This is a genomic window from Aeoliella fuhlenseeensis (assembly GCF_052161615.1).
Taxonomy (GTDB): Bacteria; Planctomycetota; Planctomycetia; order Pirellulales; family Lacipirellulaceae; genus Aeoliella.
The window spans coordinates 3205235-3229863 of sequence record NZ_CP197417.1 but is presented as its reverse complement, the minus strand read 5'-3'; the positions used below and the strand labels follow the sequence as shown (position 1 = coordinate 3229863).

Genomic DNA, 24629 nt, shown 5'->3' with positions numbered 1-24629 from the left:
GTCAGTGTACTTGTCGAACATTCACTTTGATTTTAGCAGCTTGTGCAAGGAGTAAGTCTCATGAGGCGAAGCATCACCGGCGGACTCGTAATTTGGAGTCTGATCGTCCTTTTCTCGCACCACACTTGCGCGCAGGACACGACCTGGACTCGAACACCCGGAAGTGGTCCCGGCGATTGGAACACGGCCTCCAATTGGAATCTCGCAGCTACGCCCACGGCGGCCAATACGGCTCGCATGACGAACGGGGGCACGGCAAGGGTCACGACGGCGTCGGTAGCGAATCGACTTCTCTTTGCAACGGCCGCCAACTCGTCGGCGTTTCTCGAAGTTATCCCTGGGGGCAGTCTCACGCTGTCGGGTAGCACCAATCAGCTTGGAGCGGGTGAAGGTTCAAACACGGTTATCACCATGACCGGCGGCGAGATCGACTACACCGGCACCGGCGCGACCGATCTCGCCCGCTTTGGTTCGGCGATGCTGAACGTTCAGGGCGGTGCCTTTAAGCTGGATGGTGCCCTCCGCGTCGGCGTTTTCGAGATCAACGGGCAAGGGACCATCAACCTCTCCAATGGCCTCATCGACATCGGTACCAACCTGTCTCTGAACCAGGGTGCCTCGAACGGCGGAACCCTTACCCGACAACCGTTTGGCGAGGCGTACCAGACCGGCGGAACCATGCAGGTTGCTGGGACGACTTACGTGGGATTCTCCAGCGCACCACGTGGTCACGCGTTGTATGAGCTGGCCGGCGGCGCGTTTCGGTCGGGATCGCTCTACATCGGCGGTTCCGACAACGCCACGTTCCGGGTCACCAACGCTGCCTCGGAGATAACTTTGCAAACCAGCATGACTATTGCCAACAACGCTCGCATCGAGGCCGTAGGCGGAACGACGATTCGCTTCGCCGCTCCAACCGGTACGCTGGTGGGTGATCCCGCAAGTCCTTACTTTGCGCAGAACGTGTACTTCGAGAACAGCATGGACATCGCCGACGTGGCTAACGTCGCCGGCCTCGAGAACACGACACTCGTCTTCGCCGGAGGTGCGCTGGGCGGTGCGAACGTTGGTTTGTTCGAAGTTGCGGCTACGGACATGGGTGCCTCCTTGTCGGGGTTCGCAAACAACTTCACGCTTGGCGGCCTCGCGATAGGCGACTCTCTCAACATTGGTAACCTGAAGCTTACCGACAAGCTGCTCAATGGCGCGGCAAACGCCACACCGCAGGCGCTGTACGTCGACACGCTCACCGTCACCGCGGGGAGCACGCTCGATCTCGGCGGACTCAACTTGTACTACCGCACGGCGAACATCGCCGGCTTGATCGTGGGCGGAAGTGCCACCCAAGTTCCCGAACCGGCAACGTGGGTCGTCGTGCTGCTGGCGGCCGCTGGTGGAATTGTCGCTAGTCGACGCGGATGCGTTTAATCGTTCACTTTACCCCCTGATCTCTGGGAGCCACGCCGTGTTTCTAGTACCCACGAAAGTGGCTCCCAGAGTCTTTTGACAACTTACTTAGGGGGCACGTCCTGCGTGTCCTGAAACTTGAAGCACCCCAGGAGAAACACGAGTCGCCCTCGGCCGTAAGGGCGCATTGTGCACAAAAAACCTGTCAATTCGCGACTTTCCGGGCCTAGTTGCGCGGTGCCACACGGTGCCGATTGCTGGCAGGCAAGCTCGCGTTTGCCTATATTGGAACATCTATCGTCAGGGCCCCCGGGCCCTCTCTCTGGCTCCATGTTCCAGACCGTAAACAGGTGTTCTACGTGTACCGCACAGTTCTACTGCTAGCCGTTGTTTTCGCCGCGCAATCCTCCATCGCCGAGGTGCCAACGTCCACCAGCATCGTCCCGCCTGCCTACCCGCTGGTGGCGTGCGATCCTTACTTCAGCATCTGGCAGCAGGGCGAGACCCTCACCGACGCCAGCACCACGCACTGGACTGGCAAGTCGCAACGCCTGGCCAGCTACGCCAAGGTCGACGGAAAGGTCTATCGCCTGCTGGGAAGCGAGCCCAAGGGCACCCCAGCGTTCGATCAGAAGTCGCATTTGATCACGCCGACCCGTTCGGTGTTTGAACTCGCCGGTGCCGGGGTCGAGATCGAACTCACGTTCATGACCCCCGCCATTCCGTACGACATCGATCTGCTGTCCCGTCCCGTGACGTACGTCAGCTACACGATGAAGTCGACCGACGGCAAGGAGCACGACGTTCAACTGATGTTCGCTGCCTCGGGCGAAGTGGCCGTCAACGAGCCCGATCAACAGGTCGAAGCCATCACAAAGGACCTCGATGGTGCCGAGATCGCTCGCATCGGAAGCGTTGACCAACGCATCCTTTGGCGGAGCGGTGACGACCTGCGCATCGACTGGGGCTATTTCTACCTCGCGGCGGATGGCGACCAGACGCAGGGGACTACGCTTCAATCCGAAGGGGACATCCTGAAAGGCTTCGATCCGGCAAGCAGTGCTAAGAAAGAGGTAACGGGCGAAGCCGGAGACGTTGTGGCGACGCTCGCTCTCAAGCCCGTGAAAGTAGGCAGCGATTCGACCAACCAGTGGCTGGTGCTCGCTTACGACGACATTTACTCCATCGAGTTCATGCGCAATCCGCTTCGGCCTTACTGGCGTCGGAACGGGCTCGATGGCGAGGGGCTCGTGAAGGAGACGCTGCGAGACTACTCGAAGAATCTCGAAGCCTGCAAGAAATTCGACGACGAACTGATGGCCGACCTCATCGCCGTCGGCGGGCCCGAGTACATGGAGATTGCCTGCCTTGCCTACCGCCAGTGCTTTGCCGCCGGCAAGTTCGTGGCGGACGCCAACGGCCAGCCGCTGCAGTTCAGCAAAGAAAACCACTCGAACGGCTGCATCGCCACGTCCGACGTCTTCTACCCGATGTCGCCGCAGTTCCTGCTGTTCGGCCCGTCGCTCGCCAAGTCGTTCGTCGCGCCGTTCATGGAATACGCCGAGAGCGAGCGATGGCGTTTTCCGTTTGCTCCGCACGACCTTGGTACTTATCCCAAAGCCAATGGTCAGGTTTATGGCGGTGGCGAACGGACCGAAGAAAATCAAATGCCGGTCGAAGAGTCGGGCAACATGCTGCTGTTGATGGCGGCCATCGCTAAGCTCGAAGGCAACGCCAACTTCGCCGAGCAGTACTGGCCCCGCCTTACCCAGTGGGCCGAGTACCTTCGCCAGCAGGGTTTCGACCCCGAGTCGCAGCTTTGCACTGACGACTTCGCGGGTCACATGGCCCATAACGTCAACCTGTCGGCAAAGGCCATTGTTGCGCTCGGTGCGTTCGCCCAACTGTGCGAACTTCGCGGCGATCAGGTGATGGCCGACGAGTACCGTGCGACCGCCGAGAAGTTTGCCAAGCGGTGGATGGAAGAAGCCAACGATGGCGATCACTACCGCCTTGCGTTCGATCGTGGCGACACCTGGAGCCAAAAGTACAATCTGGTGTGGGATCGCGTGCTTGGTTTGAACTTGTTCCCCGAGTCGCTCCTCGAAAAGGAGATGGCCTACTATCGTCGAGTTCAGAATCGCTACGGGTTGCCTCTCGACAATCGCCGCGAGTACACCAAGCTCGACTGGATTGTGTGGACCGCTACGCTCACCCAGAACGACGACGACTTTGTCGCCCTCATTCGCCCTGTGCATCGCTTCCTCAAGGAAACCCCCGACCGTAGCCCCATGACCGACTGGTACGAAACCAAGACGGGTCGCAAGGTCGGCTTTACCGCTCGGCCCGTCGTGGGTGGCGTTTACATGCCGCTGTTGCACAAGGACGACATGTGGACCAAGTGGGCCGCACGCGACACCACGGGTGCCACGGGCTACGCCGATTTGCCGAAGCCACCGGTCATCGAATCGGTGGTTCCAGCAGCCGACACTCAAGTGGCCACTTGGCGCTACACCACGACCAAACCCGCTGGCGACTGGATGGATGCCAGCTTCGACGACGCCAAGTGGCGTTCGGGCCGGTCGGGCTTTGGTTCCGAGGGGACTCCGAGCGCTCGTATTGGTACCCAGTGGACGACGCCGAACATCTGGCTCCGCCGCACGTTTGATGTCGATCCATCGCTCGCCGACGAACTGAAGCTGCACGTCCACTTCGACGAAGCCACCGAGATCTACATCAACGGTGTCCTTGCCGCCAAGACCACGGGGTACGTGACCGACTACCAGCAAATCCCAATTAGCGACGAGGCCCTCAAAACCTTGAAGCCGAAGGGCAACGTGCTCGCCGTTCACTGCAATCAGAAGACGGGCGGGCAATACATCGACGTCGGCTTGGTGACTATCAAGCCGGCCGAGTAACGGGTCGGCCCCGTAACAGGCAGGCCCGGTATTAGGCTGACTGAGCAACTATCGGTGGGCGTGGGCTAGACCGTATCGGCTAGCCCCACGCCTCCCAAACAAGTACGCCAAGAATTCCCACCACGGCTATGGCGGCCACGGCGACGCTGGCCATCGCTAGCCTCGATAGCCCGGTGTTCTCATTGTCGCTCTCTTCGACGCCACCACTGTTCGTGGCGACGCTTGCCACCTGGGCGAAATAAGCGGGCGTCTGTTGCGGTGTGGTCTCGTCCGACGACGCGGCCAGCGGCGCCGTGCCCTGCGAACTTCGCCCGCCCCCATCGAGATCAGCCAGAGGGTCGTCTTCGAATGTCAGGGTGTCTTCGAGGTGCGGACTTTGCGCGGCAATGCGGTGGGGCCTTGGTTCGCGAGGTTCCTGCACCAAGGTGCTGACCGCCTGGGTGATCTCGGCGATCGCATCCTCGCTTGCAAACGCCCGTAACCGCTGGGCAACCGCTGCCGCGGACGGTGGGCGTTTCTTCGGATCCTTTGCCATCATCTCGGCGACCAGCTCGACGAACTCGCGCGGAAGGTCGGGCTGCAATTGATCGGGCGGTAGAGGCTTCTCGTGCAAGTGCCGCTGCATCTTTTCCGCCGGATTGCCCCCGGGGAAGGGGACTTTGCCCGTCACCGCGTAATAAAGCGTGCAGCCCATCGCGTAGATGTCACTTACCGGCACGATGCAGCCAGGGTCGCGAATCGTCTCAGGCGCGAGGTAGTCAGCCGTGCCAACGATCTTCAGGCGATCGCCCTGCTTCGCGGCGTGAATATCGGACTCTAAGTACCACGCGAGCCCAAGGTCAATCACCTTCACCACCGCCTCGGGGGTCACCAGCACATTACCCGGCTTGATATCGCGATGCACCAAACCACGGCGGTGGGCGTGCTCCAGACCCTCGGCCGCTTGCTGCATGATCAGCGCCGCGGCTTGGTAGGTCACCGGACCAAGCCGGCGGATCAACTTGCGGAGATCGCTGCCCGGTACGTACTCGGTGACGAAGTAATACGTGTCGCGCTCGCGGTCCGCAAAATGAACTCGCACCAAGTTCGGATGATCGAGTTGTGCCTGGATGCGGATCTCGTGGCGAAACTTGTTGATCGTGTCGGCGGTGGTTTTGTTCCGCGGCAGAACCTTCACCGCTTCGATGCGACCCAGGATCTCGTGCTCGGCCTTGAACACATGCCCCATGCCGCCGCGACCGATGGCGTCGACAATACGATAGGGCCCCAGCGAGAACTTGGTCCGTCCGAGCTTCAGTTGCTCGACTTGCCAAAGGTTCAGAAGCCCGAGTTCGATGAGTCGGCGACCAATCGCATCGTCCGACACTTCGGCGACGCTTACCGTTCGCTCGTCCCCCGCGTCGCACGCCGATACCTGCGCGAGGTGCAACTGCTCGGGGGTCACCAGACCGCTGGCCCCGGCTGCTTCGAGCAAGATGGACTTGGCGGTTAACGACATGGGCGAGCACAAGCGGGAAGAGGAGGGCACTCCGCGGCACCGGCTTAAGTGTACCGTGGGGACATCCGTCGCGCCAACTCGATTGGCCCGAGCCCGCTCATGGGCCAAAAGCCGCTGGAAAATCAGCAGTTCCGGGAATTACTCCTGGATTGCCCCTAACCAACCATCGCCCGCCAACAGGCGGCAAGTTAGTTAACTCGCTTGCGAGACTTGCCAGCGAATCAACGCGGCGTGCCGCCCTGCCGGGGCGGATTGTAGTAGAGCTCGTAATCGACCGCCCCGTCCTTGCGGTTGCAAGTGCCACGGAACAGGTAGGGGTCGATGTCGTAGGCTACGGTTTCGACGCTGCCATCGCAGTACGCCATCTGAAGTCCGCCTGGGTGGGTGCTACCAAACCGGACGTCGCCCGTGTTTTCCGGCTCGATGGTTTCCGAGTCGGCTTGCGGTGGAAAGAAACCACTGCGGTAGTTATCGTTGTTGTAGCCGGTGCACCATGTTTCGTTGTCGCCACCATCGGTCCCGGTGTCGTAGTTCTGAGGATGCAGGAATTTCTCTCCGATGAGATACGTTTTCGACGTCCCGTCCGTGATGTGACGGATCCCCACCTCGCTTCGGCAGAACGTGGTTCCATTGAGTTCGGAGACACTCAGCGCGGCGGATATCTTTTTGCCGGTCTTGCTATTGCCCCAGTCGTGCGACTGGGCGGACTGAAGATTGCTGGGTCCTTCACCATACTGCACGTGGTTCTGATCACCGCTGTTAGCCGCGTAGTCGCTTCGGCCAACGAGCCCACCCCCTTCAACGCTGTTGGCGTTGTAGCCAATAAAGCCGGCGTTGTAGACCTGAGGTGTGAGCGTCGACGTTCGTCGCGAGGGGCACCTCACCGCATCCAGCGGATTTTGGACAACGTACGTCGCATTCTGCTTTTGAGCTGCCGAAATGGTCTCGGCAGCACCATCGCTTGGCAGGTCGTAGAGCTGTTGCTCTTCGATGAACGGAAGCGTCGAGTAGATCCAACCACCGGGTTGCTTGGTGCCGAATCCACGGTCGCCATCGCCTACCCAGAAGTAACTCCAACCGCCTGACGGGAAGTAGCCCACGGTCGACTCGTGATTCTGGGCTCCGAGTGCCAGTTGCTTCATGTTGTTGCGACACGTCTCACGTCGGGCCGCTTCGCGGGCCGCTTGCACGGCCGGAAGCAAGAGCGCCACCAGGATGCCGATGATCGCGATGACGACCAATAGTTCTACCAACGTAAACGCCGTTCTGCGTGGGAGAGGCATTGGAGACTCCAGCGGTATAGTTACCAGTTAATCGGAAGGAAAAGCCTGTTAGTTCGCGCTCTAGTTCGAGCCTTTTACTTCTTGAGCGTGCGTCGCACCGCGAACCCAGCCACGCCAAGCAGTACCAGGGCGATGGAGGTCGGTTCGGGCACCGTAGTCGCTCCGGCCAGCAGCGCGGTGAGGTTCAACCCGGAGGGATTGATGTGGTTGGCTCGCAGAACGCTCCAGTCGCTGAAGTCGACCACGCCATCGAGGTTGAAGTCGCCCTTCTGCCAGGTGCCAAAGTCGCCCGCGGTGACCACGTTGTGCGCGCCCTGGAAACTGTTGGTGAACCGCCAGTTGGCCACGAGAGCCGCTACGTCGTCGTTCGCGGGGGTGCCCGTGCCATCGCCACTCACCACGCCATCGAAGTTGGCATCGCCCGGCACCAGAGGCGAACCACCCAGTAGCGTGTTCAACTGACTGGCAATCCAATCGTTGTCTTGGAATAGTTGGAACGTGCCGTAGTTCTGGCCCGCTGGCGAGGTTGTCACGTCCGAGTTGTCGCCGTAGACGTACATCTCGAGGTCATCCACGGTCCCTTGGAAATACTCGCCATGGACAGCACCCAGACCATCGCCCTGCATTTCGGCGGCACCTACGGTGAGCTGGCCAACACGCGTTCCGCCGGAGACGAAACCTTCGGGGGGCTGCGAATCGGCACTCGCCGAGACGGCGATGCCATTCACGTAGACCACCGACATGTACTCGGCGAAGTCCTGCCCGCCATCGACCTCGGGTGCACGCGAATCGCCCGCGGTGAAGATATGCTGCATCACGTGATACCACGTGTTGCCGGTGACATTCACAGTGGCTTCAATGTCGGTGTCGTTGGTGTGTCCCGAATTGATCTGCGTCCACTTGCCATCGGCCGTGATGGCGACACCACCGGCGGTTTCGGTATCCATCACAATCACTTGGCGTTCGCTACCGAGCTTTGCTCCAGCTTGTGGGTAAACCCACATTTGCAATCCACGCGCGGTGATGTTGTCGTAGTTGAACGGATACGGACTGGAACCATTTGGATCAATCAGCGGCAAAGTCGGCGTGATCAATGGATCTCCAACTTCCGTCGGGCCAGCTAGTACATCGGGGCGGTTGAGTGGCAGGTTCGTCCACAGCACGTCGCCCGAACCACTGAATTGAGCGCCGAAGGTCCCGCTTCCCGCTCCTGGGCGGTTCAAACCCGTCGGCCCAACGCTAACGTACTTTGGAGCACCGGACACATTGAGATCGATGTACGCCCGTGTGGGCCCGACCGAATCGTAGGTCACGTTGTTGGAGTTAGCCCCTATGGTCTGATTCGCAACTGGATTTTCGAGGTCGTCTTCGCCGAACGAGTACAAGCGATCAAGCGTTACGCCGGCCTTCGCCGTGGGCACGCCGATCAGTGCGACGACGAATAACAGAGCAATACCGCGAATAGCTTGGTGAGACGACACGAGCTTAACTCCCTTGCGAAACTTGCGAGTAACGAACACGGTGCCGGCGAGCGTGGCGAGCAATGCAATGCTGCCTGGCTCGGGGACGGCGCTGGGGGCTTGAAGGCTGCCACTTCCGCCCCCAACGCCGGCACCAAAGTTCTGCTTCCAACGCGAGTAGTCACCCGCGTCCACGGTGCCCGATCCGTCGCCATTGCCGGCGAGCAGACTGCCTTCCGCGGCACCCAAGTTGTCACGCCAGACCGTGTAGTCGGCGAGATTCACGACGCCATCGCCGTTGTAGTCGCCAGGCGTGCTGGGCGATTCGATCGTGGTGAATTCCACGTTACCGGTACGCATCTGGCCCGACAGGGCGTCGCGGTACTTGAACTCCAGCGGCGTCTGTCCGACACCGGTCTGGTACGCAGCACCAAGGAACAGCGAATTCCCATCGTTGAGGCCCTGTTCGCCGGTCAGGTTGAACTCCGCCAGCATCTGGCTGCTCGGCGTGCCCAGCACTTCCCAGAAATTGGCATCCTTCGGCCCGGTGTCGAGCGGATTCCAAGAGTTGGCATTCAGCCGACCGCCAGCCGAACGAATCTCGTAGTACTCGAGCACCACGGTTTCGTTGATCGCGGTGTCGTTCACAATCTGAGCGAGGCCATTCGACGGGTCAACTTGCAGCGTCAGCGCAGTCTGAGCTGGCGTCAGGAACGAGCTCGCGGTGATCTCAAAGCCCGCGATGTTGCTCACACCGGGGACCGTTCGTCCGCCAGAAGTCATCCGAACCGGACCGGAAAGGCCGTTAACGGTGATCGTGTTGGTCGCGTTGTACAGGCCCGTCCCAACTTGGAACATTCCCGTCGTTTGGTAGTCGGTGCCGTTGATGTTGAGGTCGAAGATGTTCTCGCCCGACTCGTCCCAGTTGAAGTAGACCGTCAGGTTGTAGCTGGTCGCCGGCACGCCTGCGACGAACACATCGACGCCCGCACCGCCGTTATCGTCAAGGTAGCCGTACATCAGCTTGGCGTTTTCGGTATCCTGCGGACCATTCTGGTAGACCGTCGCGGCACGCCATTCGATGCCCGCTCCGGTCGCCGCACCGGCTTGGTTGATCAATCCACCGGAACCCACAGCTCCATTCAGGTTATTCCAGTTCGACGAACCACTCTGACCCGCGGGGCCAGTCACTGCGGGACCCTGGAAGTTCACACTGATCGACGATTGGGCAAGGGCCTGCGACCCACCCATCAGCGCCAACCCCGCAACGAGCATTGCCACCACGCGACTCTTACGCCGCCAGCAAAGGCCGAGCACCAAGGCCGAGCAGACGGTGATCACCGACGCTGGCTCGGGAACTTGCGAACCGTTCGTAAGGGCGGCAAACGCCTCGGCCGAGTTCATGGCGATGAACAAATCCTTGAACATCAAGAGGTCGTCGATGTCGTTGTCGCCATCGGCATCAAGGTCGCCACGTTGGTACGAACCGGTGACCGACAAGCTGGCGAGGTCCGTCCCAAAGTTGTCCCGCTGCACGGCCCAGTCGAGCCCGTCGATCGTGCCGTCGAAGTTCAGGTCCGCAAAACCGAACGGCGCGAAGCCGTTGCTCGAATCCGAGTCGACGAAGTCGACGATGCCACGAACCGAATCGTCCGCACCAGCGACCAGATATTCGAACAGCGTTGCCGCTTCGCTCGGATACTGCTGCCACAGGCCGTCGCCCAAATTGATGGTTTGACCTTGAGCAATGCTGCCGGTGGTCAGGGTGACTTCGCTCAACTCTTCGGGCGAGCGGACAATCTCCATCCAGTTGTCATCCGAGGCAACCGTGCCATTTTGGTCGTACGTGGTAGCGAACGACTTCCAGGCGGTGGTGTCCCAGCTACCGGTTGCTGAGAGCAGTCCAACGCCGGCGAGATCGATATCCGCCCCCGTGTTATTGGTCAGCGAGACGTTGCCAGAGTCACGATCGACGGTCAATCGAAGCGCGTTGTCGTAGATGATGGTGTCGAGATCCTGAATGATCAGGCCCGCAAGAGCCGCACGCCCACCATCGCTCCCGGGCCCCTGCGTAATGGTGACCGTCGAGGTGCCCGAGACATCGAATGTCCAGTAGTTGCCCTTGGTGGTCGTCGTCAGCGGGCTCCAGTACTTGCCCGTCGCGCCGAACGACTCGTTAATGTTCGCGTAGGAAGGTACCGACAGCGAAGTAGCGCCACCGAACACCCAGGTGCCGTTGACGTTCATGTCCCGGGCCACTGCGTTGCCAGGTGTCTGGTTGGATTGATCCGAGGCGTAGAGGCCAATGACGCGGTAATTTGCGAACGGAATCTGCGATAGGGTCACCGAGATGCCCGCGCCGCCATCGTCGAGATAACCGACGCCTAGCTTCGCTTCGTCTGTGCCGGTGCCGACGCTGTTGTACCACGCGTTGTTCGCCGACCAGGTGATGTCCACCGTGCTAGCCGCACCCGTGAAGTCCATGGCATCGGTGATGGTGCCACCCGCAGGCGTCGCGCCGGACGTGTTCCAGAACGAGCTGTTTGTGCGCAGCGGACCAATGTCCTGACCGCCGGCGAAGGTTTGATTGCCGTCCCATTCCAGGAAGTTCATCGAGATGATTTGGCCTGGCGCCAAGGGGCAGAGAGCCAACATCGCCACACTCGCGGCGATCCACAATTTCATCCGGCCGGACACGTTCATGATCATCAGAACAACTCCTGGGGGACTCATCAAAGTCAGTTCGCACCAAACGAGAGCCGAGCGCGCGCAAGCTCTCGTCGTTTACGTAGATTCACCATTGCCGAAGACAGCGCGCACCGTTTCCGCAGTTGATAATGAATGCGGGGACAAGAACTTGGCGTGAGCGTGTACGTCCTTGCCGTACGCCGCTATCCAGCGGCCGACCCATCGCCTGTCATTGCGTATCGCCAGCTCAATAACGCGGGAAGGAAGCAACTTGCTTTGCGCATAAACCAGCGGCACTCCTGGGATTGTAAATAAGATGTGAATAAGCAACTATGCAAAATTGTAAAGCCGGTTGACTTTTCTTTTTAGGGTTTCGCGCAACCGTCTCTCGCATAACGAAAGAACCGTGCGGTGATTACGTCTCAACTCAAACGCATTGCCTTCGTAGTACCCGAAATCAACGAAGACACACGCAGCCAGGCAGCCGGCATCTGTCAGGTGGCTTCACCAAGAAATGGTTTCGTGGTCCGCGACTTCGTCGCGCCCGAACACGATCCGTTGCAACCCGCGCTCTACGCGTGGCAGCCGCATGCCATCATCACCTACGTGGCCAACGAGCGGCTCTGTGAGTTCGATCCCATGCTCGCTGCCGGGGTTCCGGTGGTCAATACGGCACGCGGAAAACCGAGCGAACGCCTCGCCATTGTCGTGGCCGATGCGCAAGACCTCTACGACCACGTGCATCGCGTTTTCGGCGCGCTACGCGTACGGCAGACGTGGCAAGTCGTGTTCGGCGAAGAGCTTGGGCCGTTCAGCACGCAGGCGCGTTATCTAAAGTACACCAGGCAGCGCGGCGTGCCGTTTCATAGCCAATGGGTCGCCGATTTGTTTGAAGACTGCGCCCCCTATGAGTTTGAAGAAGTCGATCCCGCAGTGGCGAGTTGGCTCCTCTCGCTACGCAAACCGGTGGGCATCTTCTCGCAGCATATTTACGCCGGCTACTACATCGCGCGCTGCTGCGAGCTCCTCGGCATCCAAGTGCCAACCGAAGTGGCGATCATCGGCACCGACTCGCTTCATCTTGCCAAGGCCTCCAATCCACCGGTGACGAGTATCCGCGCTCCCACGATCGAGATCGGCCGCGAAGCCGCGCGTCTCGCCATCCAAATGATCGAAGGCGCGCGAGCCCCCAACGACATCGTGGTGGTGCAGGGCATGACGATGCTCGCCCGCGCATCAACGGGTGCTGCGCCCAAAGCCGACTGCGACATCGATGCCGCGCTCGGGTACATCGAGCGCTACGCCTGCGACGCCCTCAAGGTCAACAGCTTGCTGAGCGAAACACAAAGCGTCTCCCGCGTCACGTTTCATAAACACTTTCTCCAAGCCACCGGAGTCACCCCCGCGCAGGCCATCCAGCAGCGACGCATGGGCGAGGCGCGTCGGCTATTGACCGAGTCGCAAATGTCCCCCAGCTCCATCGCCGGCCTCTGCGGCTACACCGACTACATGCACTTCTACCGCGTCTTCCGCAAAGTCGAAGGCGTCAGCCCCCAGCAATACCGCAACCTCGCCAAATGAAAGAGTACTTAGCCACGGATGGACACAGATACACACGGATTAGGTAAGCAGACAAAGTCATCGGCCTTTTTCTCTCTTTAGCATCCGTGTTTCATCAGTGTTCATCCGTGGCTAAAAACGACCCATTCTTGCCAGAAACAGCGTCAGTTTGGATGGCATATTCCAATCGGGCATCCAACCTCACAACCGATACAACCACACCTTGCAGAGGCAGTTGGTAACCCGAAACGGCCCGCCACTCCGCGACCTACACTTGTCCGGTTTTCTCACCATTCACGTTGTGCGGAGATGCGGTCATGGGTGCCCGGATAAATAGTGCGGTCGATAGCGGGATCAAGAGCGAACTTCGCGGGGCAATGCAGTGGCTGGTCGGCGAATGGCAATGGCCGCTCGCGGGCTTGTTCGCCGCGGGGGTGATGCTCGCTATGACTCCGGTGATGTTCGCCGTCGCCGGTTGGGCCATCGCACTAGTGTGGCTACAACTGCCGCTCTACATGATTCACCAGTTCGAAGAACACCACCACGACCGCTTCCGGTTGTACCTGAATAAGAACGTCGCCCACTGCGACGCCCTCACGCCGGCCGGCGCGTTCTGGATCAACTCGATCGGCGTCTGGGGCCTCGACATCGTGATGCTGTACCTCGCCGTCTTCGTGAGCCCCGCCCTCGCGCTCGCCGCGTTCTACCTGCCCATCGTCAACGCCCTCACGCACATCCGCGAAGCCGTCGCCCGCCGCGAATACAACCCAGGCCTCTGCACCAGCCTGTTCCTGTTCCTGCCCCTCTGCATGTTCGCCCTGTGGCGAGTCTCGCTCGACTCCGCCGCCACCTGGCAGGATCAGCTCTTGGGCCTATCAATCGCCATCGCCATCCACGTCGCGATCATCGTCTACATCGTCGCGCGAGTAAGAAAACTCCGCGGCGTGAGCACGAAGATGGCGACAGCCTAACACGCGCCCGTAAATCGCAACCTGTAGGAGGACTCTCCGAGCCCGATAGCCGGGGATGGTGCCCCGTCATCCGTCAACGACGCAGCCCGCGGGTGCCACTGCTGGCTTGTCGAGCGTCGCCACTCAAAACCCATTGAGACTTCTAGGTTGCGCCCCCTTGCAATCGCCGCTTCGCCCCATAACCAGCAGTGTCTTGAACCCCCATCGTCCATCAGAGACTTAGCAAAAGCACTGCTGGTCCACTCCCAACCGGCGAACTGATGGTGACGTCACCTCTACTGTGACGGCACCGACGTAGCCACGCTCGACAAGCCAGCAGTGGCACCCGCGCGCCTTCCATTTTCTCGCCACAACGAGGGTCTCTCGCGTACTGCTGATCCGTCAGGTCTTCCCCGGACCCCGAGAACAACCTGTGGGAGGGCTCTCCGAGCCCGATAGCCGGGGAGGGTGCACACTCCTGTTTGCAAGCGCTTCACCCACCACCACCCCGTCATTCCCGCGCAGGCGGGAAACCAGTCGCAACGCCGTGCGCCCGCTACTCGCTGACCGTGAAACGAAACGGCTGGCAAAGGTTAGAAGGATGCGGCAGGATGCCCTCCAGACTTTCGCCGGAATGGTACTCGAGTTCCAGCTTGCCCTTCACTCTTAGGACAACCGAGTACTCACCTGGGGGCAGCTTCCCACACGGAACGATCGCCATCGTCGCGGAGGTGGTGGCCACGTTCCGAGGAGTCTTGGCGTACTCCACGCAGAACTCGTTGCCACGTCGTTCGACTTTAGAAATAGCCAAATTCGTCTGGCCATGACTGGAGAAGACGACCAACGAAACCTCGTCGTTTGCCGCGAAAGTATCGCACGGCTGCTTCTTATCGCCGAGAACTTCTGTCGCCTGGCGCACCACGTCCCTCACGTCGCCGCGCACTGCGAACCCTAGCCTCTCGAGACGGCCATCGATGAGGCGTAGCCCGCGAAGTGCCTGCTCCAAGGGATAGACAATCGACCTCCTGCGTAGCTCGTCCGATAGTTGTTGCATCTCTTCGGCCGAATAATCTTTGTACTTGGCAATGCTCTCGGGCGTGTTTCGCCAGATGGTGAGCTCGGGCTCCAGCTCACGCAGTCCCTTGGTACCATTGCCGCCACGAAGCGTCCAAATCGTATCGAGCGGAATGCGAGCATCGGCGGGGGGCAAGCCGCTGGTGGGATCGGTGAGGACAAACACTTCGAAGGTCGTATCGCTCGGCACAAGCCCGGCGGCCACGTTGGCCTCCACCGGCGCAAAACCTCGATCGAGGTGGCCTTGCTCCATCGGAAGCTGACGAAACTTTGCGACGTACTTGCCCGCGGGCAAGTCTCCCAACGGGATCAAGGCGAAGTCGACCGTCGCTTGAGGTTGGAGCGAAGGTCCGAATCGGTACTCCACCAGCACTTCAGAGCCCCTGCGCGTGCTGCTCACGATTTCGACCTCGTAGTTGCTGACGAAGCGATAGAAGACGAGTTGCACCTCCGTTCCCAGCACGGTGGCTCGCTTCTTGAACAACGCGTCCGCTTTTCGAAACGCGGTCAACGCGCGGGCTGTCGCAAGTTCCGGCGTACCGGATACCACCAGCGCCTGCATCGGTCCTGGCGGCTGCGCGGTCAGAGTTCGGGCTAACCGCTCGGCAAGAAAAGGTTGTTTGCCTCTCTCCTCGGCAGACGCTTTCAGCAACGCGTCCAAATCGCCAGTGCCGGGCATGCCGAGTGCGAAGATGTCCGCCAGCGGAATGACCACGTCTCGCTCAGTCGGCACTTCGTCAGCAACGCTCACCGAGCCGATCAATAAAAACGTAATCAGCAGTGACCGACACATAGCAGGTCCCCTTGTTGGCGATGAAAGTGGCCGCGTGGTCCTACTCCATCGTAGCAAGTTAGTAGGAGACGGTGTGCGACTGCTGGTTGGTGGAAGCACAAAGCAACCTGTAGGAGGGCTCTCCGAGCCCGATAGCCGGGGAGGGTGCGCCGGCCATCCGTCAACGACGCAGCCCGCAAGTTCTTCACCCTTCCCCTCGCGGGGAGGGTCGGACGGTACACGGCCGGGGGGGGATGTTCCATTGGAACGCGGTTGCTACTCAGCTCCGCGCGCCACCGCTGGCTCGTCGAGCTCCACATAGGCCACGTGCCACCAGACCGGTTTGCTGGAGAATTGGACCACACGAGCTACTGAGGTCCCCTCGAAAGCACTGCTGGTCCACTGCGGGCTGGCGAGCCAGTCGAGAACGCGTCGGTGCGCAGACCCCTTCGGCTTGGTCACACTCGACAAGCCAGCAGTGGCACCCGTGCGTTTGAGTACGTGGGCATCGGGTGAGCAGTGCCCGACAACACTAGGTGGCGGCCAGTACAGCGGCACGAATTCGTTCTGAGATATCTTGGATGCTAAGTATCGAGGTGTTCAAGGCCACCTAATCCACCAAGGTTGGGCTAAACCGCATGACTTCGTTCTTGGTTACCTTATGCCAGAGGGGAAGGATTACCTTTTCGCCCTCCATCTCTCGTGAGACCATTCCGTTAAGTTCGTACTGGGTCCAGTTCTTGGCGAAGAATGCGGACGAAAGCACCACCAATCCAAAACGGGAATTGGCAAGGCCGTGGTCAATGGACTTTCTTAAGCTGTCACCAAGGGAGAGTGAAAACTCGTCGTACCACACCTTCAGCCCGGCGGCGGATAGTGCCTCGGCAAGAGGACGAACAAAATCGTCTTTGTCCTCAGACGCATGAGAGATGAAGAGATCAAAACTCACATCTTCTGTGATTTCCGTTTGCTTGTGCAGCGAGATCGAGCTAGCCATGGAATTTAGTAACACCTGCTGCTCACGCAGTTCTTGAGTGGTTTCTCGATTAAAGTCACGCCAAACAATTTCACGTTTGTAGTTTCCGAACTGTAGCCTTCGGCCTTCCGCTTCTTTGCGACGCTTCGCTTGAATGCAGCTCTTCAATTGTGACTTGATTCGCTGAAAGCTTTTCTCAGATTCTTGAAGTTGCTTCTGCCACTTCGGTACGTGTCGGGGGTTGGCAGCAGCACCTTGCAATTTCTTAATTAGCAGATTGACGCTATCCTGCCGCCTGCTCAACTTCGTTTGAAGCATTGTGATCTGCTTCTCTAGTTCAGCAGCTTCCTGGTATGGATTCTTCTTCATGATCAGCAGGCAGCGGGAGCAGGATGGGTTACCGTTTGAACGTCAACTAGTCCCAATAGCCTGACTTGCCGCCGAGTTGCTTGTATACCCTCTCTCCTTCTTCTGTGAAGTCAACGTGATCTGGGCCCCTCATGTAGAGTAAGCCGAGGTCAAGTAACTCCCCGATTATCTCTCGTTCGATTGCGTGGGAGGTGCTCCCATCGTCGGGGCTGCCTAGTACCAACATGCAGGCTTTCTGCCTCTCCGTTAATTCAGGCATGGTAGTCCTTCTATTCGAGTGGGCGTGGACCGGCGGTTCTGATGCTTAACCGATGCGCTAAAATGCTACCACTTGCGGCTTGCCGTTTCCAGCCATTAGGGCCGATCCCAGGCCCCGGGTGCCACTGCTGGCTTGTCGAGCGTCGCCACTCAGCACCAATCCAAACTACTAGGTCGCGTCCCTTGCAATCGCCGCTTCGCCCCACAACCAGCAGTGTCTTGGACCCACACCGAGCATCAGACACCGATCAAACGCACTGCTGATCCACTACGAGCCGGCGAGCACGTAGTTGCGTTGACTCTACTTTGACGTCCCCGACGTAGCCATGCTCGACAAGCCAGCAGTGGCACACGGCGAGCTCCACCTTTTAGGGGATGCTAACTCTCCACCCCCAACGGAATGAATTCCGTTCTACGAGCCTTCGGCTGGGGCACAACTATTTCCACTTTTTTTCAGAAGGTGACTAGAAAGTACTCGCGGGTGTGATATGGTGGACAAAAAGTACCTGTATGGGTGCGGGTGGTCATTGGTTGCAGGATGGGGGGATTTGTTGGGGTGGCGGGGTGTTCGAGGGGTGGGTAACGCGTGAAGCGCCGTATCGGCGCGGAGCTTGATACGGCCTACGGGGCTCCAATAAATAATAATGTCGCACTTGCGGGTTGCCCCTGCGACTTTACTCTGTGAGACCAGTTTAAGAGTGGAGGTGTAACTGACTACAAGATAAGACGTTAGGGCGAGACTCCCGCGGGGCGGAAAACGAGTAAAGTCGCACCCGATGAAAAACGGAGAAGGTGCGACAAAACGCCGCGACAAAACGCCGCGATAAAACTCTGGGGCGAGTGTCATCACTTTGAGTGAGTCTATTCGATGACAACCGAGGGCCACCAAGCGGGCAGGGGTGCGACGATTTCCATCGGTTCCTTTCGCACGGGGTGCTCCATCACCAAGCGGTGCGAGTGCAGGGCGATTCCTTGAGGGAACGCGAGCGTCGAGCCGTACTTGCGGTCGCCGACGATCGGATATCCCCACTTGGAAAGCTGCACGCGGATTTGGTGCTTGCGACCCGTTTCGAGTCCCACGCGAACGAGCGACGTGTCGCGACGCGTTTGCGTGTCGTCAACCGTGTGAATGACCTCGAACGACAGCGCGGCATGCTGGGCGTCGGGGGCAGAGGCGTTGGTGGTGTGCATTTTGCGGTGGCGTTCGTCCTTGCGAAGGTAATGCTCGAGCCTGCCCGACTGCTGGTCAGGATGCCCGGCAACGAGCGCCAGGTAGCTCTTGGTGACTTCGCGACGCCGGAACTGCTCGGTAAGTCGACTCGCCGCCTTCGAAGTGCGAGCAATCACCAACACGCCCGTCACAGGAGCATCGAGACGACTAACAATCCCCAGATACACGTTGCCCGGCTTGTTGTATTTGTCGCGGAGATAGTCCTTGGCCACCGTCAGCACGCTCGCACGATCCTCCGCGACCCCCATGGTCGGCAAGCCCGGTGGTTTATTGACCACGAGCAGATGGTTATCTTCGTAGAGGACAGCGAGTTGCATGAAATCGAAATCAGATAAGTATCTAGCAAGGCCATCGGGCTCGGAGAGCCCTCCCAGAAGCTAATCATTGTATGGACCTTTCCTTCATTGTGACCGGAACATGACAGCAACACCAAGCCCCGAATTGATCCTGGCGAGCACGTCGCCCCGCCGGCAGGAGCTGATGCGTGACGCCGGCTTCGTGTTCCGCGTGGTGGCTCCCGACCCCACGGCGGAGAGCGGGGCGTGCAGCTCGTGCGGGCCGGTGGAGCTGGTGCGCGACTACGCCCTGAGCAAAGCGGCGGACGTCGTGCGGCAACTGCTGGCGGAGGAGAGAAATCGGGACATTTTGCTGCTAGCCGCTGACACGGTGGCCGAGTGCCAAGGACAGATACTAGGTAAGCCCGCGAACGAAGACCACGCCCGGAGGATGCTCGAACTCCTGCGAGGCCGCGAGCACCGCGTCCACACGGGCGTTTGCGTATGGACTTTGCCCTTCGTCGGCGAGCCCCAAGCACCCTACGTCGAGACGGTGGAGACAACGCTCGTCATGGACGCAATCGACGACTTGGCGATTGAGGAGTACATCAAGTCGGGCGGCTGGGAAGGCAAAGCGGGCGGTTTTGGCTACCAGGACCGCCTGGGATGGATCCATATTAAAGAGGGGAGCGAGTCGAACGTCGTCGGGCTGCCGATGGAAAGAGTCGCCGAATTGCTGAACGAACGCAACGTGTTTACTGAGCAAGGGCCGTAGAAGATAATAATTGGAGCGCTGAGTTTCCCACCGATCGCTCGCCTACTCCCCCGGGAGCCCCACCTTCGGCGAGCAACACCATTTAACGAGGAAGTGATGCAGAAGTTCGCCAGTTTGTGTGCCGTGTGTGTGTTGGCCTCCGCCGCGATGGCGCAGGAGACGACTTTGCCGCGTGGCGTGGTGGCCGAGAAGCCGGCGAGCGGACCCGCGGTGGAGGTCGAGGGTGGATTCATGGTCCCCTACACCGAGCGTGTGCCCGGGACCGAAATCGACATCGAAATGATCCCCGTCCCCGGTGGTGAGTTCACGTTCGGTAGCTCGGCGGACGACGAAGCGCGTGGCGAGTTCGAGCTCGACGAAGTGAAGGTCAAGCTGCCGCCGTTCTGGATTGCGAAGCACGAACTGACTTGGGGTGCGTACTGGCCCTACATGAAACTGAACGACGACTTCGCCAAGCTGCAGGAGATCAAGCAGAAGCTCACGGACAAAGACGCGAGCAAAGCCGAAGCCGCCAAGGGAGTGGTTGCCGCTTCGCCCGCCATTGCCGCGGCGATTGAGACTCAAGTGGAACCTGTAGACGGCATTACGGCCCCCACGCCGCTGTACGATCCGGGAACCACCTACGAGTTCGGACAAGAAGAGAAGCTACCCGCCGCGACGATGACTCCGTACGCCGCGATGCAATACAGCAAGTGGCTGAGCGCCACGACCGGCACGCAGTATCGCTTGCCCACCGAAGCCGAGTGGGAGTACGCGGCTCGAGCTGGTTCGAAGAACGTTTATCCTGGTGGTGACGATGCCTCGAACATCGGCGACTTTGCTTGGTACACGGACAACTCGGACTACAGCACCCACGAGGTTGGCGCGCTCGCCCCCAACGCGTGGGGCCTCTACGACATGTTTGGTAACGTCGCGGAGATGGTGATTGACGAATACAACGAGGAGCTCGAGCGTCCCGAAGGCAAGACGTTGTCGTGGGCCGAAGCGGTGAACTGGGCGAAGAGCAACGACATGCGGATTTGTCGCGGCGGATTCTTCGACGCCGAGGCGGACGCCTGCCGCGTGACGTCGCGGTTCTACACGGAGGAGGCGGTCTGGAAAGGAAGCGACCCCAACGCCCCGCTGAGTCCCTGGTGGTTTGCCGATTATCCTTCGAGCGGTGTGGGGATGCGGCTGGTTCGGTCGTACGAGCCGCTGGACACGGAGACGATCGCCAAGTTCTGGAATTTCGACTCGCCCGAGATCGAAGCCGACGTGAAAGCCCGTCTGGCTGGTCGCCGCGGCAAGCTGGGTCCGGCGGATCCGAACTTGCCCAAAGCTCAGAAGGAGCTCGCTAGCGACGCGGTGAAGGGCCTGTTGGGCGGAGGGAAGTAGGCCGTTTTTGCCCAAATTGCCGAACTCGCCCGTTGTCAACTTCCGATTCAATTGGAAGGCGGGGTGCGGTATACTTTCCGCAGGGAATCGCGGCGGCCGCAGGCCTTCGCGGATCAACCCACCCGCTCATCGCACAACGTGAGGACAGGCGTTGAAACTTCGGCTTGGCCTGATCGGCCTGGGAAACAACTGGCAGAATCGCCACATGCCCGCCCTGAGGGCGTTGAGCGATCGTTTCGAAGTTCGCGCGGTGTGCGACCCTGTGGCGCATCGTGCCCAGCAACTGGCGGCGGAGTTTCGAGCTCGCGCGGTCGATAGCTTCCGCGAGGTCGCCTTCGCCGAAGACATCGACGCCGTGCTGCTGCTTTCGGCGCGGTGGTTCGGCTCGTTGCCGATCATCGCCGCGTGCGAAGCGGGCAAAGCCGTGTACTGCGGGGCGTCGCTCGAGCTCAACGCCGAGGAAGCGGTAACGCTTCGCGAGAAGGTTCGCGAAGCGGGCATCGCGTTCATGGCCGAGTTCCCGTGCCGACTCGCCCCCGCGACGTTGCGACTGCAGGAGTTGATGGCGACGAAGCTGGGTGCACCGCGACTGCTGTTTTGCAATCAGCGGCACACGGCGGTGACGCAAGGCAACCATCAGGTAGGAGCAAGCTCCGGCGGCGCGCTCAACATGCGGCAGACCATCGAGATGGTCGACTGGTGTCGGTATCTAGTCGGCACCGAGCCGCAGTCGGTGATGGGGCTCACGCATCCGGGTGATCCCCTCGAGTCGGCGGAAGACTACTTGCTGATGGTGCTCGACTTCGAAAAACCAAAGGATGGCAAGAGCCGTCCGCAGGCGCAAATCGCGTGTGGAAGTTACGTCCGCAAAGCGTGGTCCGAAGCCACCGCGTTCCGCCGCCCGGCGGATTTACAGATTGTGTGCGAGCGCGGTATCGCGTTCGTTGATCTACCGTCGTCGCTCGTGTGGTTCGACTCGGCGGGGCAGCACATGGAGTCGCTGGAGTCCGAGCGACCCGTGGGCGAGCAACTGCTGCTGCACTTCCATCGCCAGGTGGCGAGCCTGCTCTTGAAGACGGCTAGCCTCGAAGATGCTTACCGAGCGATGTCGATCGTTATCGCCGCGCAGCAGAGCCACCGCGAAGGCCGGCGAGTTGAGTGTGCTTCTTAGCAACTTACTCGAGTGCAAGATGCCGGGCATGGAACCCACGTTCGATAGCTGCACCTCGCACGTCCCGCCAGTGGATTCAGAAAGTCTGCTAGCTGAGATGCAGCAAGTGCTCGCCGAAACCATTACGCATGCCGAGTCTCGTAGGGCGCTATCCAGCGACGAGCGCGAGCAGGCCGCGATGGCGATGGAGGAGGCGATGGAGTCGACACGGCGAATGGTCGAACGTTTGACGATCGAGAAATCGTGACACCCCGAGCGGGCTTGGGGGCGCAATACCAGCACAGTTTGACGCATTCGCGGAATTGAGCTTAGTAGTCTTGGAGTCAAGGGCCACTCTGTGCGAGGGTCCCTTCGTTGACACCTGCGCGAGTGCGCCGATAGACTGGTCGCAAAGCAATTCCAGGCCAATACTTAGCCCCAAAACTAGCGCCATGCCCACCGCTACTCAAAGCATCCAACAGCTCGCCATCAACACCATCCGCACCCTCTCGATGGACGCGGTGCAAGCCGCCAACAGCGGCCACCCAGGGACGCCCATGGCGCTAGCCCCCGTGGCGTACGAGGTGTGGGCGAACCACATGGTGTACGATCCGGCGGATCCGTCGTGGCCGAATCGCGATCGCTACGTGCTGTCGTGTGGGCATGCGTCGATGCTGATCTATTCGATGATCCACCTCTCGGGGATCGTCAATGTGGATCACGATGGCAAGGTGACCAGCGAGCCGGCGCTGTCGATCGACGACCTGAAGAACTTCCGCCAGTTCGGCAGCCGCACGCCGGGTCATCCCGAAGTGAAGCACACCGCGGGTGTGGAGACTACCACGGGTCCGCTGGGGCAGGGCTGTGCCAATAGCGTCGGCATGGCGATGGCCGAGAAGTGGCTCGCCGCGCGGTACAACAAGCCGGGCTACAAGCTGTTCGACTACGACATCTACGTGCAGTGCAGCGATGGCGACTTGATGGAGGGCGTGTGCTGCGAAGCCGCTTCGCTCGCCGGCCATCTGAAGCTCGACAACCTCTGCTGGATCTACGACGACAACAACATCACCATCGAAGGCGAAACCGACCTCGCCTTCAGCGAGGACGTCGCGACTCGGTTCGAAGGTCTTGGTTGGTCCGTGCGACGTGTGGATGACGCCAACGACCTCGGTGCGCTCAACGCCGCGATTGAGGGCTTCAAGAAAACCACCGACGCCCCCACGCTGATCATCGTGAAGAGCGTGATTGGTTACGGCGCCCCGACGAAGGCCGGCACTCACGGCGCGCATGGTGCCCCGCTGGGCGATGAGGAAATCGCGGCCACGAAGAAGTTCTACGGCTGGCCGACCGACGCTAAGTTCCTGGTGCCCGAGGGCGTGAAGGAGCACTTCACCGCGACCATGGGCGAGCGTGGCAGCGAAGCCCGCGAGAAGTGGCAGGCTTCGTTCAACGACTACTCGTCGAAGCATGGTGAACTGGCGACGGAACTCAAAGAGATCTGGGCGAATAAGTTGCCCAAGGGTTGGGACAAAGAGCTTCCCGTCTTCCCGGCCGACGCCAAGGGCATCGCGACTCGCAAGTCGTCGGGCGATACGCTCAACGCCATCGCGAAGAACCTGCCTTGGATGATCGGCGGCTCGGCGGACCTCGCGCCGTCGACGCTCACGCTGATCAATGGCGAAACGGACTTCGAACCCGGCAACTGGGGCGGTCGCAACTTGCACTTCGGCATTCGCGAGCACGCGATGGCCGCCGCAGCGAATGGCATGGCACTCGCCGGCCTGAAGGCCTACGTGGCGACGTTCTTTGTCTTTAGCGACTACTTGCGTCCGTCAATGCGACTCAGCTCGATCATGCAGGTGCCGGTGGTGTATGTCTTCACGCACGACTCGATTGGCGTGGGCGAAGATGGTCCGACCCACCAACCGATTGAGCAACTCGCCGCCGCGCGGGCAATTCCGCATTTGATCGTCATGCGTCCTGGCGATGCGAACGAGTGTGCTCAGGCGTGGAAGGTGGCGATTGAGCAAACTCAGTGGCCGGTAGCGATGGTGCTGACGCGCCAAAATCTGCCCACGTTGTGCCGCGACAAGTTTGCTTCGGCCGAGGGAACCGCTCGCGGTGCTTACGTGCTGGCGGACGCGAAGAATGGCAAGCCGGACGTGATCCTGATGGCGACCGGTAGCGAGTTGTCGCTGGCGGTCGAGACGTACGAAAAGCTCACGGCCGATGGCGTTGCGGCCCGCGTGGTGAGCATGCCGTCGTTCGAGCTGTTCGAAATGCAGGACGCCGCGTACCGCGAAAGTGTCCTCCCGGCGAGCGTCACCAAGCGGGTGGCAATCGAGGCCGGCATTCGCCAAGGCTGGGACCGTTACCTCGGCTTCGAGGGCGTATTCATCGGCATGGACACGTTCGGGGCGTCGGCTCCCTATCAGGAAGTCTACAAGGCCCGCGGCATCACGACCGAGGCGATGGTCGCGGCGGCCAAGAAGCTGCTGGCCTGATCGGCAGCGATTGCGCAAGATAGAGGGAGTGCGGCGGCGATGGCTGCCGCGGTTTCCGATAGCGCGCGGACATAAGGCCATGTCGGCGGAATGCTGCGAAGGAGCAT

15 protein-coding genes are annotated in these 24629 nt (G+C 60.3%); 9 read left to right on the top strand and 6 right to left on the bottom strand.

Annotation, left to right across the window (positions count from 1 at the left end):
• Window positions 1-60 precede the first annotated feature (60 nt).
• Window positions 61-1428 carry a hypothetical protein gene (locus SH292x_RS12755; RefSeq protein WP_442481386.1) on the top strand — a complete coding sequence of 456 codons (1368 nt, stop codon included), beginning with the start codon at window positions 61-63 and terminating at the stop codon, window positions 1426-1428.
• A 338-nt stretch (window positions 1429-1766) separates the two neighbouring features.
• Window positions 1767-4325, top strand: coding sequence for a glutaminase domain-containing protein (locus tag SH292x_RS12750; protein ID WP_442481385.1), 2559 nt, complete (start codon window positions 1767-1769; stop codon window positions 4323-4325).
• Window positions 4326-4404: 79 nt separating this feature from the next.
• Here the strand turns inward: SH292x_RS12750 and SH292x_RS12745 are convergent, their stop codons facing one another.
• The 3 genes from SH292x_RS12745 to SH292x_RS12735 all read right to left on the bottom strand — a co-directional run bounded on the left by SH292x_RS12745 (window position 4405) and on the right by SH292x_RS12735 (window position 11275).
• Entirely contained in the window at window positions 4405-5823 is a 1419-nt protein-coding gene (locus tag SH292x_RS12745) for a serine/threonine-protein kinase (RefSeq protein WP_442481384.1), read from the bottom strand.
• 221 nt (window positions 5824-6044) lie between these two features.
• Window positions 6045-7106, bottom strand: a complete 1062-nt coding sequence (locus SH292x_RS12740; RefSeq protein WP_442481383.1) for a DUF1559 family PulG-like putative transporter — start codon at window positions 7104-7106, stop codon at window positions 6045-6047.
• A 74-nt stretch (window positions 7107-7180) separates the two neighbouring features.
• Window positions 7181-11275, bottom strand: coding sequence for a PEP-CTERM sorting domain-containing protein (locus SH292x_RS12735; RefSeq protein ID WP_442481382.1), 4095 nt, complete (start codon window positions 11273-11275; stop codon window positions 7181-7183).
• Between the two features lie 390 nt (window positions 11276-11665).
• Between SH292x_RS12735 and SH292x_RS12730 the strand changes: the two genes are divergently transcribed.
• Window positions 11666-12835 carry a helix-turn-helix domain-containing protein gene (locus SH292x_RS12730; protein WP_442481381.1) on the top strand — a complete coding sequence of 390 codons (1170 nt, stop codon included), beginning with the start codon at window positions 11666-11668 and terminating at the stop codon, window positions 12833-12835.
• A gap of 296 nt (window positions 12836-13131) precedes the next feature.
• The gene (locus SH292x_RS12725) at window positions 13132-13785 is read left to right on the top strand and encodes an HXXEE domain-containing protein (protein WP_442481380.1); all 654 of its coding nucleotides are present in this window, start codon (window positions 13132-13134) and stop codon (window positions 13783-13785) included.
• Window positions 13786-14320: 535 nt separating this feature from the next.
• Here the strand turns inward: SH292x_RS12725 and SH292x_RS12720 are convergent.
• From SH292x_RS12720 to SH292x_RS12710, 3 genes are all read right to left on the bottom strand, one after another.
• Window positions 14321-15631: a hypothetical protein gene (locus SH292x_RS12720; protein WP_442481379.1), complete on the bottom strand. Its 1311-nt coding sequence runs from the start codon at window positions 15629-15631 to the stop codon at window positions 14321-14323.
• A 589-nt stretch (window positions 15632-16220) separates the two neighbouring features.
• Window positions 16221-16955, bottom strand: a complete 735-nt coding sequence (locus SH292x_RS12715; RefSeq protein WP_442481378.1) for a TIR domain-containing protein — start codon at window positions 16953-16955, stop codon at window positions 16221-16223.
• Window positions 16956-18074: 1119 nt separating this feature from the next.
• Window positions 18075-18761 (bottom strand): RluA family pseudouridine synthase, encoded by a 687-nt coding sequence (locus SH292x_RS12710; protein WP_442481377.1) that lies wholly within the window; start codon window positions 18759-18761, stop codon window positions 18075-18077.
• Between the two features lie 100 nt (window positions 18762-18861).
• On the opposite strand from SH292x_RS12710, the gene SH292x_RS12705 reads away from it, so the two are divergent.
• The 5 genes from SH292x_RS12705 (at window position 18862) to tkt (ending at window position 24522) form a co-directional block, all read left to right on the top strand.
• On the top strand, window positions 18862-19494 hold the full coding sequence (locus tag SH292x_RS12705; RefSeq protein WP_442481376.1) for a Maf family protein: 633 nt from the start codon (window positions 18862-18864) through the stop codon (window positions 19492-19494).
• 96 nt (window positions 19495-19590) lie between these two features.
• Window positions 19591-20868, top strand: a complete 1278-nt coding sequence (locus tag SH292x_RS12700; protein WP_442481375.1) for a formylglycine-generating enzyme family protein — start codon at window positions 19591-19593, stop codon at window positions 20866-20868.
• 151 nt (window positions 20869-21019) lie between these two features.
• Window positions 21020-22039 (top strand): Gfo/Idh/MocA family protein, encoded by a 1020-nt coding sequence (locus tag SH292x_RS12695; protein ID WP_442481374.1) that lies wholly within the window; start codon window positions 21020-21022, stop codon window positions 22037-22039.
• 19 nt (window positions 22040-22058) lie between these two features.
• Entirely contained in the window at window positions 22059-22286 is a 228-nt protein-coding gene (locus SH292x_RS12690) for a hypothetical protein (RefSeq protein WP_442481373.1), read from the top strand.
• Window positions 22287-22470: 184 nt separating this feature from the next.
• Window positions 22471-24522, top strand: coding sequence for a transketolase (gene tkt, locus SH292x_RS12685; protein WP_442481372.1), 2052 nt, complete (start codon window positions 22471-22473; stop codon window positions 24520-24522).
• The last annotated feature ends 107 nt before the right edge of the window (window positions 24523-24629 follow it).